Raw genomic sequence first — 11,369 nt, 5'->3', positions numbered from 1 at the left:
GTCCTTAGTTAGTTCCATTCAAGCTGCATCGATTTGGGCAACAACGCCACGGGAATAAGGATGCGAGGGGCATCAGAAAGGGTCACGACTTGCTACTGGCAACTAGGCCCCGGGTTTTCTAGACACTCTGTTGTTGAACATTGAACTGCTTTTCAAACTCTACCGCCAAGAGTTGTAAAGAGGCAAAAGAAAAGGGGACGGCAGTTGCCGTCCCCTCAAGTCATCTAGTCCAGTCCATGAACTGCAACGCTCCCTGCAATCCCTGACTTTATCCTAATCCTTCGGAATATCCCCTTCCCAATCCGTTGAGGTGTCCTGTGGCCATCCTGGCCTGGCAATCGATCCTGATTGCTGCACTCTCTCCATCCTGGAGGTGTCCGTTACCACATTCTGTGGTGTTCCTTGCGTCGTCCTGACAGATAACCATCCTAGCTATCCCGCTTCATCCTGAAGCTGTCCTACTCGCATCGGGCGAGGTCCTGTTCTTCCTGAAGAGTAGTAATCCGTACCGCTCTGCCTCATCCTGAGGTGTCCTTGGCCACGTCCTGTGGATTATTCCCTGTTTATGCGCTGTTCCTGCATCCTGCCGAACCAGCTCCATCCCTGTGACGCCCATATTAAGGGAACCCCACAGAGGAACAAGGGCGTTTGGGCGGTTATCAGTATGAGCCAGCTTGATCAAACCTAGTCATTAACAATGTAAATATATATATATCATCAACTTAGTTTGTTTCATTGGAAAGCGTGTAGATTCAAAGACGCCTTCGCGTACGGGTCAACACAGCGGCCTCTTACAGCAGTGATGGCGGATCTCTCACACGCAAAAACTGGGGGAAAACGAGGGTACAAAGGGGCTCAATTCAGCGGATAAGAGTTAAAAAGTAGTTGAAAAAACATGCTTGAAAAGCATACAAAAAGCCGAGGCTGAGCTCGGCTTTTTTGGGTTAGCTGACTCGGCTGCCAGGCGTGGGATATGCCTTGCGCAGCGACTCTGGCGCCAATACTTCCAGGTTGCCGCTCATGTTGTTCAACCAGGTGCGAAATTCAGGGGTGTCCTGTACTTCGGTCTCCACTACCACGCTGCGTTTATCGTAGCGGGTCATGCGCGGGTTGTGGCCCGGGATCTGTCCATCGACCAGCGTCGGGCAGTTGGCATCGATACGACCGACGAAGCGGATTGGGCCACTGACGTCCTGATAGCCCTGATCGCGGATCAGCTTCTGGACATTGAAGTCCTTCGGCTGGGTCGCGCTGAAGTTGGTCAGTTCCACACCCTTGATGTGATCGAACGGTATGCCGTACACCTTGGGATCCAGCTCGGACAAGGTACAGAGCAGTATGGGACCGTCGGCCTGATTCAGAATGCCGAGGGGATTGATGCGGTCATAGCAGAGCCATACGGTACGTTCCTTGATGACACGCTGGATCTCGGCACTGAATTTGCGACCACGCCAGAGGGCATCGCGGATCAGGGTGCTGCGACGGATCTCAGGGTTGCCGGCAAACGGGCGCGGTGACTGATGCACGCTTTCGAGCCAGCGTTCGGCCAGTTCACTCTGGCTGTCGCGGATCACCTGACTGGCCTTGTCGACCAGCGGGTTTAATTCGGTCAACACACTTGCTGGCAGCAGTTGGCTTGCCTGATCACTCCAGGTTTTCAGGGCCACCGCCAGAGATAGCGGCATTATGTTGGCGAAGTCGTTGAGTCCATGGCGCTCGAAGCACCAGCCGTGGGGTTTGCTGCGTTCATCCGAAGTGAGGTCGAACAACCCCATGCCGGACATCTCCTCCAGGTCCCGTTGCACGGTACGCAGACTGACGTGTATACCTTCCTCTTCCAGTTTTACCTGGAGTTGGCTGGCGGTCAGCTTGTAAGGGCGGTGCGGGATGCAACGCGCCAAGGTCAGTTGTCGTAACAGCTTCTTACTCATGGTGCATGCCTTCACTGGTTTAGCGTTGAGTGTATCCTAGCCATGACTTGCGACAGTCTATGTCGCAACTTTTGCTGCGACAACTGTCGCCATTTTCATACAAAATGCTGTAACTATATGATATTAAAACCAATATATGTTTTTGAGGGGGTCAATCGAAGCTTTTAAATGATGTGAAAATCGCAAATTAAAGTGCTGTCTTGCGGTTTTTTTGGAGAGGAAAAAATAAAAATAGCAGGAAGAGGCAGTAGATGATGTGGAGGGGCTCGGCCCCTCCACCAGATGAAGCTCTGTGATCAGGCCAGCCAGGACCAGGCTGACTTGGTGATGGCTGCACCCACCATGTAGCCGAAGACGGCCAGCGCGGCGGCACCGGCCACCAGCTTCTGGTTGCGGGCTGGTCGCTTGAGCGCCATGACGCCGAGACCTATGTAGACCACCAGTGCGATCAGCTTGGCCATCAGCCAGGGCTGCTGGCCCGGGCTCATCTGCAGCGTGACCGCCAACAGGAACCCGCACAGCAGCAAAAAGGTGTCGTTGACGTGGGGCGCTATCTTCAGCCAGCGCTGTTGCAGGCGCGGACTGCTGTTGAGAGAGAGCATCCAGCGATAGACAAACAGCAGCAGGCTGACGATGGCTAGAGTCATATGTAGATGTTTGAGCATGGGGTAATAGGCAATCATATTGCTTCCTTGTCGTTGTCGGGCAGTCCGCTGTTCCAGTTGTGAGCGTGAATACGCTCCTGTCCTTCCTGATCGTCTTGCAACAGATCGGAGAGGATATCCCGGTATTGCAGGCTCTTGTTGATATAGGTGTGTTCGTCGTCCAGATAGTTGACCTGCTCCCGCAGCAACCAGTTGTCGTGCTGTTTGAAGGTCTGTCCCGCCCGCCAGGCCTGGTTGGCCCTAAATCCCAGCTGGGTCAGGGCTTCCACCCCCAGATCCACGGCGGAACCCAGGGTTTCCCGATACACGCTGCCCACGCCCTGGCGCAGGATCTCGTGAGCGTGAGGTCTGTCTTGGGCTCGCGCCAGTATCTTAAGGTGCGGGAAATGTTTCTTCACCATTTCAATTACTTCGAGCGAGGTGGCTGGATCGTTGATGGAGAGCACCAGCAGTTTGGCCTTGTGGGCGCCGGCGGCATGCAACAGGTCGAGCCGGCTGGCATCGCCATAGAACACCTGGTAGCCGTACTTGCGCAGCATCTCTATCTGACTGGCATCCTGCTCGAGGATGGTGGTGCCGATGCCGTGGCCATGCAGCAAACGCCCCACTATCTGGCCGAAGCGGCCGAAGCCAGCGATGATGACGGGGTGTTCCACCAGCTCAGGCTGCTCGTGTTGCGGTGCGTCGCTGTGGGTACGGTAATCGAACCAGGGCTGGATCACCCGATCGTTGAGGATCAGCAAGAGCGGCGTCAGCGCCATGGAGAGTGCCACGACTAACGTCAGTAGTGAAATGGTCTCGCTGGGTAGCACCCTGTTCTGGGCGGCAAACGAGAAGAGCACGAAGGCAAATTCCCCCCCTTGTGCCAGCGCCAGCGCGAAGGTCCAGCGCTGGCTCGGCGAGATGCGGATAATGAAGCCAAGCGCCATCAGCACCAGCCATTTAAGCACCATCAGCCCCACCACCAGCGTCGGAATAAGGAAAGGGTGTTCGGCAAACAGGCTGAAGTTGATACCGGCCCCTACCGACATGAAGAACAGACCGAGCAAGAGTCCCTTGAACGGCTCTATGTCCGCCTCCAGTTCGTGGCGATATTCGCTGTCGGCCAGTACCACCCCGGCAAGGAAGGAGCCCAGCGCCGGGGAGAGCCCCACCGACTCCATCAACACGGCGATGGCAATCACCAGCAGCAGGGCGGCGGCGACGAAGATCTCCCGCATGTGGGATTGGGCTATGGCCCGAAACACCGGCCGCATCAGGTAGTGGCCACCCAGCACTATGCCGGAGATGGCCGCCACCACCAGCAGGCCGTGTTGCCAGCCGGCCAGCTCCGAGCCGCCATTGCTGGCCACTGGCGCGATGGCGAGCAGTGGCAGGATCGCCAAGATGGGAATGACGGCGATATCCTGGAACAGCAGTACTGCAAAGGCAGAACGGCCGCTCTCGCTCTGCATCAGCTTGCGCTCTTGCAGACTCTGCAGCACGATGGCAGTGGACGATAGCGCCAGGATGAGACCTATGGCCAGCCCCTGTTGCCAGGGCAGGCCGATGAGATGAGCCACCCCGGTCAGGGCTCCTGTGGTGAGCAGTACCTGCAGGCCACCGGTGCCGAGGATGGGCCCCTTCAGTTGCCACAGCAGGGCAGGGCGCAGCTCCAGCCCGACCAGAAACAGCATCAGCACCACGCCGAACTCGGCGAAGTGCATCACATCCTTCTGCTGTCCCACCAGCCCGAGCAGGAAGGGACCTATGATGATGCCCGCCAGCAGGTAGCCGAGTACGGACCCCAGCCCCCAGTGCTTGGCCAGCGGCACGGCGATCACCGCCGCCGAGAGGTAGATAAGCGCATCAAACATTAATCCGTGACCCATCAGCCAGCCCTCCGTTCGAATCTCTGGCCCGGCTCATAGGGTCGGCCAAATGACAGGCAGTGTTTCATGAGAGCACCTCCAGCAGATCCCGCAGATAGGGGCTGCCGCCGAGCTGGGCCGGGGTCAGCTGCTCGTCGCGCAGGGCACACAGCAGCTGGCGATAATCCTGGCCACAGCGACGCAGCGCCTTCGGATCCTTGATCTTGTGAAAGGAGTGCAGCACGAACGGTGGCAGCCAGCTCATGCCGCACAGCTGCGCCGTTTGCTGGAACGGCAGCAGGAAGTCGAGCAGCGGACGGCTGTTGTAGCCTTCGCTGCAATAGGAGTCGGGGGCCCCCCCCGTGGTGATGGCACTCAGCCACTGCTTGCCCTTGAGGGCGTGGGACTCGGGGCCGTAGGCGTAACCATACTCCAGCACCAGATCCATCCACTCCTTCATGATGGCGGGGCAGGAGTACCAGTAGAAGGGGTGCTGAAAGACGATGATGTCGTGTTCCGACAGCAGGGCCTGCTCCCGCTTCACATTGATGAACATGTCCGGGTAGTGCTGGTAGAGGTCGTGCACCGTGACCCCCTCCAGGTCGGAGACAGCTTGCAGCAGCTGCTTGTTGGCCCTGGAGCTCTGCAGGGCCGGGTGTGAAAAGATAACCAGAATGCGTTTCATGGGGTCATAACCTGAAGATGGGCCTAATACCGGTGAAAAGAAGATGTATTGAGCTGCGACGTTAGCAAGAAGCGCAATAGCCCGCCAGTTCCGGGATCAGATTGCGCAACGCCGGACGCGGGGATACGTGGGTGAATCGCGCCCCGCCAGACTACTTACATCCAACCATAGAGGGGAGGGCTTGACCCTCCCCCTGGGCCAGGGGTTACCATGGGGTTCCTCCGATCAATGAGTCATGTCATGGTTCTGACCCGTCGCCAACTTGCTCGCGCCCGCCGCTGGCTCCCTCTGTGGAGTCTGCTGATGGTGCTGATGTCGTTTGGCAGCCGGGCGGCGACCGATCTCTGTACTCTGACGCCCCATTGCAGCCAGAGCGAGCGCACCCTGGAGAAGGCCATGCCATGCGGCAGCTTCACCTCGGCGCTGGTCATGACGGTGCTCACCAGCGACAGCCTGACGGTGGCCGTGCTGGAACCGGATAGGCCACAGTTTCTCTCCCCCTCCCTATTCACGCCTGAGGTGCCGTTCGAACGGCTCGAGCGTCCGCCTCGTCATCCCGGTTGAGTCGAGTTCCCCTGTTTTTTTGGGTATGTCTTCTTATCTGAGGTGAGTTATGTACAAGTCCCTGTTACTGGCCCTGCTGGCCGGTACTGTCAGCTTCTCCGCCCTGGCCGCGGAGCAGATGACCGTCTACAAGTCCCAGTATTGCGGCTGTTGCAAGACCTGGATCAAGCACATGGAAGAGAACGGCTTTGAGGTCAAGGTCGTCGAAACCGAGCAGCTCGATCCCATCAAGCAGCAGTACGGCATCACACCGCAGCTGGCGTCCTGCCACACGGGTGTGGTGAATGGCTATGTGGTGGAGGGGCATGTACCCGCCGCCGATGTGCAGAAGCTGCTCAAGGAAAAACCGACGATCCGCGGCCTGACCATTCCGGGCATGCCCCAGAGTGCGCCAGGCATGGATATTCCGGGTCAGCCCTACCAGGTGCTGAGCATCAGTGATGAGGGCGCGACCAGGGTCTGGTCGAGCTACTCCGGCTGACGCAAACTGGCCATGAGCAGGCACGACTCCATCATGTGAGGCACACCTGAGCGAACCTGTGTCGCTCATGGTCAGGTTTGAGGGCCGCTGTCGCGAGATAGCGGCCCTTTTACCTGTTCTTGCGGGTTTTACGGGGTGATAACTTGCAACTGGGGGCGACAAGGGGCAGATTGATCCCCTATCCCAGGAGCCAAGGCTCAGGTCTGCTAACCCTTTTAAAGCGCAAAGGATGCGACATGTTTACCTTTTCCCGAGGGCTTCTGCTGCTGGCTTGCCTGGCCGCCGTTCCCTGTTCATATGCCAATGATGAGTCCGCCATGCCCACAAGCGATACCCTTATCCAGCCTCCCGTGGCCACCAAACACCCTCACACCATCAAGAAACACGGAGATACCCGGGTCGACAACTACTATTGGCTGCGCGATGACGAGCGCCAGAAACCCGAGGTGCTGGCCTACCTGGAGGCGGAGAACGCCTATACCGAGGCCATGCTCAAGCCAACCAGGCCGCTGCGAGACCAGCTCTACCAGGAGATGGTGGCCCGCATTCCCCAGCAAGATGAGTCCGTCCCCTATGTGAAGAACGGCTACCGTTACCAGACCCGCTATGAGCCGGGCAAGGAGTACGGTATCTATTCCCGCAGCAAGGTGGAAGGGTCGCAGGAGCCCGAGCTGATGCTCGACAGCAACCTGCGCGCAGAGGGGCACGAGTTCTATTCTCTTGGCACCCTGGAGGTGAGTCGCAACAACCGCTGGCTGGCGGTGGCGGAAGATTTCCTCTCGCGCCGTCAGTACCAGATCCAGTTCCTCGATCTGGAGAGCGGCAAGTGGGCCTCAGACAAGCTGGAGAACACCTCCGGCAACCTGGTGTGGGCCAACGACAGCAAGACGGTGTTCTACGTGCGCAAGCACCCCAAGACCCTGTTGCCTTATCAGGTCTATCGCCACGAGCTTGGCTCGGATCCGGCGAAAGATACCCTGGTGTATGAGGAGAAGGACGACACCTTCTACGTCAGCCTCTACGCCACCACCTCGGAAGATTTCATCGTCATCGCCCTCTCCAGCACCACCACGGGCGAGGCGCGCCTCATCGACGCCAACGTGCCGACCCAGGCACCACGGCTGTTCCTGCCCCGTCAGGTGGATCACGAATACAGCCTGGATCACTACCGCGGTCGCTTTTATGTGCGATCCAACAAGGACGGCAAGAACTTTGGCCTGTACGAGACCAAGGAGAGCCCGGTCGAGCGCTGGAAGGCGGTGATTGCCCCCAATCCGGACGTGTTGCTGGAGAGCTATGCCCTGTTCAAGGAGTGGCTGGTGCTGGAGGAGCGCAATCAGGGGCTGACCCGGCTGCGCCAGATCAACTGGCAGAGCGGCGAGCAGAAAGAGATCGCCTTCGACGATCCCGCCTATGTCACCTGGCTCGCCTACAACCCGGAACCGGAGACCAGCCAGTTGCGCTACGGTTACTCCTCCATGACCACACCGTCGTCCACCTATGAGCTGGATATGGCCAGCGGCAAGCGTACCCTGCTCAAACAGCAAGCGGTGGCGGGCTTCAAGCCGGAGCTGTACGCCAGCGAGCGCCTCTGGGTGACCGCCCGCGATGGGGTGACCGTGCCGGTGTCGCTGGTCTATCGCACGGATCTGTTCAAGAAAGAGAGTGCCGGGTCGCAAAAAAATCCGTTACTGGTCTACGGCTATGGCTCGTACGGCGCCAGCATGGATCCCGATTTCAGCACGGCTCGCCTGAGCCTGCTGGACCGGGGCTTCGTCTATGCCATCGCCCACATTCGGGGCGGCGAGGAGCTGGGCCGCCACTGGTATGAAGACGGCAAGCTGCTGAAAAAGCAGAATACCTTCAACGACTTCATCGACGTGACCGAGGCGCTGATGGCGCAGGGTTATGGCGCCAGGGATCAGGTCTACGCCATGGGCGGCAGCGCCGGCGGCCTGCTGATGGGGGCTGTCATCAATCAGGCGCCCCAGCTCTATCATGGCGTGGTGGCTCAGGTGCCTTTTGTCGACGTGGTCACTACCATGCTGGACGAATCCATTCCCCTCACCACCGGGGAGTACGACGAGTGGGGCAACCCGAACCAGAAGCGTTATTACGACTACATGAAGGCTTATAGCCCCTACGATCAGGTCAAGGCACAGGCCTACCCGAACATGCTGGTGACCACGGGGCTGCATGACTCCCAGGTACAGTATTGGGAGCCTGCCAAGTGGGTGGCCAAGCTGCGCGAGCTGAAGACGGATGATAACAAGTTGTTGCTGAATACCGACATGGATGCCGGTCACGGCGGCAAGTCCGGTCGCTTCAAGGCTTATGAGGATATCGCGCTGGAGTTTGCGTTTATCCTGGATCTGGCCAAGCCAAAAGCATAAGTCACCAAGGTTGCAGCCCTTGCCAGTAAAGGGCTGCAAAAGAATCTTATCTCTATCCTCCCGCCTGCCAACCAGTAGCACATCCAATTAATCCCTGAGCAGTAAATTAATGATCGGCTTCAAATTTCTCGTCATTCATATCCATCATTTTATGTTTTTGTTTGATTTATGTTGGCGCCATGTGCTTAATCGAAGCCGCTATGACGCTTTGATTGATCCCCTCCGGGTCAATTATCTTCGGTTGGCATGACGCCGACTGTCTCACCACAGGATGCTGGTGGCTTTTTGGGGAACGCTCGCCGTTCACCCGATTCCTCATATCGAGGTCATGGATGACCACCGGTGCAGAACGGTGGTTTGTCCGGCATTCGCCCGTGGAACGGGCGAGCTGAATCAATCAAAAAGGATGAACAACATGAAAGGATTTTCCCTGGCGTGTGCCCTGTCGGCTGCCCTGGTCGGTGTTTCGTTTGGTGGTCCGCTGCAGGCGCAGGAGCGCTTCGTGACCATAGGCACTGGCGGTCAGACCGGTGTTTACTATGTCGCTGGCCAGTCTATCTGCCGCTTCCTCAATCGCGGTGTTGCCGATCACCAGATCAAGTGCAACGCCCCGGCCAGCGGTGGCGGTGTGGCCAACGTCAACGGTATCCGCAGTGGTGAGTTCAACTTCGGTATCATGCAGTCCGACCATCAATACAAGGCGATGAAAGGCCTGCCCCCCTTCCAGGCTGAAGGGGCCATGGATGACATGCGTGCCGTCCTCTCCCTGCAGAGCGAAGTGTTCACCATACTGGCGCGCCGTGATGCCAACATCGCCGGCTTCGACGACATGAAGGGCAAGCGCGTCAACATCGGCAACCCGGGCTCCGGCCAGCGTGACACCATGGAAGAGATAATGGCGGTCAAAGGCTGGAAGAAGGGTGACTTCGGCCTGGTCTCCGAACTGAAACCGGCTGAGCAGGCCTCCGCCCTCGGCGACAACAACATCGACGCCATGAGCTACTTCGTCGGTCACCCGAACGGCGCCATCCAGGAAGCCTCCACCACGACCGATGCGGTACTGGTACCGGTGACCGGCGCGGATATCGACAAGCTGCTGGCCGAGAAGAGCTACTACAGCAAGGCTGAAATCCCCGGCGGCATCTACAAGGGCAGCGACCAGCCAACCCCGTCTATCGGCGGCAAGGCGGTGCTCTCCACCAGCGCCAAGACAGATCCTGAAGTGGTCTATCAGCTGGTCAAGTCGGTGTTCGGCAACCTGGATCGCTTCAAGCGCCTGCACCCGGCCTTCGCCGACCTGCAAGAGGCCGACATGATCAAGGTGGGACTCTCTGCGCCGCTGCATGAAGGGGCTGCCCGCTACTACAAGGAGCGCGGCTGGCTCTGATTGACGGCCCAAGGGCCCAGGTCACTCTCTTCGACACCCGTCAGCCGCAGCCCAATTGCGGGGGCGGGTGTCGCTCTTGTTGTACTCGTTGGCACAAGTTAACCCTATGCAAGATAAACAACTCTCTACCGAGGAACTGATCGCCCAGGATGTGGGCGCTCGTCTGCCGTTCGGCCTCATGGGCGGGCTCATCACCACACTGGCGCTGGCCTGGTCTCTGTTCCAGCTCTGGATCGCCTCGCCGCTGCCCTTCATGTTGGGCTTTGGCGTACTCAATGACACCGAAACCCGCGCCATTCACCTCACCTTCGCCCTGCTGCTGGCCTATCTGGTGTTTCCGGCGTTTCGTTCATCGCCACGGGATCGGGTGCCGCTCGGCGACATAGCCTTGGGGCTCATCGCCGCCGGGGCGGCTTGCTACCTGTTTGTGATGTACCAGGCGCTGGCCCTGCGGCCGGGCAGCCTGACCACCGAAGATCTGATCACCGCTTGCATCGGTTTGCCGTTGCTGCTGGAAGCGGCGCGCCGTGCTCTGGGGCCGGCGCTGGCGATCATCGCCCTGCTGTTTCTCGCGTATAGCCTGGCGGGACCCTGGATGCCGGGCCTGCTGGCGCATCGAGGAGTGAGCTTTACCGCGCTGGCCAACCATCAGTGGATCACCACTGAAGGGGTGTTCGGGATTGCCCTCGGCGTTTCCACCAGCTTCGTGTTCCTGTTCGTGCTGTTCGGCGCCCTGCTGGAGCGGGCCGGCGCCGGTCACTACTTCATCCAGCTCGCCTTCAGCCTGCTTGGCCACCTGCGCGGCGGTCCAGCCAAGGCGGCAGTGGTAGCCTCCGGCCTGACCGGCCTCATCTCAGGCTCGTCGATTGCCAACGTGGTGACCACGGGCACCTTCACCATTCCCATGATGAAGAAGGTGGGCTTTAGCGCCGAGAAGGCGGGGGCAGTGGAAGTGGCCTCCTCGGTCAACGGCCAGATCATGCCCCCTGTGATGGGTGCGGCCGCCTTCCTGATGGTGGAGTACGTGGGCATTCCCTACGTCGAGATCATCAAGCACGCCTTCCTGCCTGCCACCATCTCCTACATAGCCCTGCTCTACATCGTCCATCTGGAAGCGCTCAAGCTCGGCATGCAGCCCATCGGTGGCCATCAGCCCAAGCCCTGGCTGCGCCGTCTGACCGGTTTTGCCTTCGGCGCCACCCTCATCAGCGGCCTGTCGATGGCGGTTTACTATGGTCTGGGCTGGCTCAAACCTGTGCTAGGTGACTTCGCCCTGCCGGGGATCAGCCTGCTGCTGGCGCTGGCCTATCTGGGACTGCTGAAGATCGCCGCCAGCAACGAACCGCTGGCGGCAGAGGATCCGGACAAACCGCTGACCGAGTTGCCCAACACCCGCGCCGTGCTGCTCTCCGG

At 59.0% G+C, this 11,369-nt stretch carries 9 protein-coding genes; 5 read left to right on the top strand and 4 right to left on the bottom strand.

The genetic code is table 11. The features are described from left to right. Positions 1-944: 944 nt before the first annotated feature. From AAC083_RS18295 to kefF, 4 genes are all read right to left on the bottom strand, one after another. Positions 945-1,931: a helix-turn-helix transcriptional regulator gene (locus tag AAC083_RS18295; RefSeq protein ID WP_042038046.1), complete on the bottom strand. Its 987-nt coding sequence runs from the start codon at positions 1,929-1,931 to the stop codon at positions 945-947. Between the two features lie 296 nt (positions 1,932-2,227). Continuing rightward, positions 2,228-2,614, bottom strand: a complete 387-nt coding sequence (locus tag AAC083_RS18290; protein WP_108537356.1) for a SirB2 family protein — start codon at positions 2,612-2,614, stop codon at positions 2,228-2,230. Continuing rightward, entirely contained in the window at positions 2,611-4,467 is a 1,857-nt protein-coding gene (locus AAC083_RS18285) for a monovalent cation:proton antiporter-2 (CPA2) family protein (protein WP_108537355.1), read from the bottom strand. The genes AAC083_RS18290 and AAC083_RS18285 overlap by 4 nt, the downstream gene beginning before the upstream one ends. Positions 4,468-4,531: 64 nt before the next feature. Next, positions 4,532-5,131 carry a glutathione-regulated potassium-efflux system oxidoreductase KefF gene (gene kefF / locus AAC083_RS18280; RefSeq protein WP_042038039.1) on the bottom strand — a complete coding sequence of 200 codons (600 nt, stop codon included), beginning with the start codon at positions 5,129-5,131 and terminating at the stop codon, positions 4,532-4,534. A 240-nt stretch (positions 5,132-5,371) separates the two neighbouring features. Between kefF and AAC083_RS18275 the strand changes: the two genes are divergently transcribed. The 5 genes from AAC083_RS18275 to AAC083_RS18255 form a co-directional block, all read left to right on the top strand. Beyond that, positions 5,372-5,695, top strand: a complete 324-nt coding sequence (locus AAC083_RS18275; RefSeq protein ID WP_108537353.1) for a hypothetical protein — start codon at positions 5,372-5,374, stop codon at positions 5,693-5,695. Positions 5,696-5,744: 49 nt separating this feature from the next. Beyond that, complete coding sequence (locus tag AAC083_RS18270) at positions 5,745-6,176, top strand: DUF411 domain-containing protein (RefSeq protein WP_108537352.1); 432 nt, start codon at positions 5,745-5,747, stop codon at positions 6,174-6,176. A gap of 236 nt (positions 6,177-6,412) precedes the next feature. Further along, entirely contained in the window at positions 6,413-8,569 is a 2,157-nt protein-coding gene (locus AAC083_RS18265) for a S9 family peptidase (RefSeq protein WP_181364811.1), read from the top strand. 415 nt (positions 8,570-8,984) lie between these two features. Further along, positions 8,985-9,956 carry a TAXI family TRAP transporter solute-binding subunit gene (locus AAC083_RS18260; RefSeq protein WP_042038032.1) on the top strand — a complete coding sequence of 324 codons (972 nt, stop codon included), beginning with the start codon at positions 8,985-8,987 and terminating at the stop codon, positions 9,954-9,956. A gap of 106 nt (positions 9,957-10,062) precedes the next feature. Beyond that, on the top strand, positions 10,063-11,369 hold a 1,307-nt coding region (locus tag AAC083_RS18255), incomplete at its 3' end, for a TRAP transporter permease (RefSeq protein ID WP_146181727.1).

Source organism: Aeromonas sp. HMWF014 (genome assembly GCF_963878295.1).
GTDB lineage: Bacteria > Pseudomonadota > Gammaproteobacteria > Enterobacterales > Aeromonadaceae > Aeromonas > Aeromonas popoffii.
This window is presented reverse-complemented; position numbering and strand designations above follow the sequence as displayed.

Bases quoted from the DNA above. Each gene is read 5' to 3' on its own strand.
- AAC083_RS18295 (WP_042038046.1), bottom strand. From the start codon at position 1,931: ATGAGTAAGAAGCTGTTACGACAACTGACCTTGGCGCGTTGCATCCCG.
- AAC083_RS18290 (WP_108537356.1), bottom strand. From the start codon at position 2,614: ATGATTGCCTATTACCCCATGCTCAAACATCTACATATGACTCTAGCC.
- AAC083_RS18285 (WP_108537355.1), bottom strand. From the start codon at position 4,467: ATGGGTCACGGATTAATGTTTGATGCGCTTATCTACCTCTCGGCGGCG.
- kefF (WP_042038039.1), bottom strand. From the start codon at position 5,131: ATGAAACGCATTCTGGTTATCTTTTCACACCCGGCCCTGCAGAGCTCC.
- AAC083_RS18275 (WP_108537353.1), top strand. From the start codon at position 5,372: ATGGTTCTGACCCGTCGCCAACTTGCTCGCGCCCGCCGCTGGCTCCCT.
- AAC083_RS18270 (WP_108537352.1), top strand. From the start codon at position 5,745: ATGTACAAGTCCCTGTTACTGGCCCTGCTGGCCGGTACTGTCAGCTTC.
- AAC083_RS18265 (WP_181364811.1), top strand. From the start codon at position 6,413: ATGTTTACCTTTTCCCGAGGGCTTCTGCTGCTGGCTTGCCTGGCCGCC.
- AAC083_RS18260 (WP_042038032.1), top strand. From the start codon at position 8,985: ATGAAAGGATTTTCCCTGGCGTGTGCCCTGTCGGCTGCCCTGGTCGGT.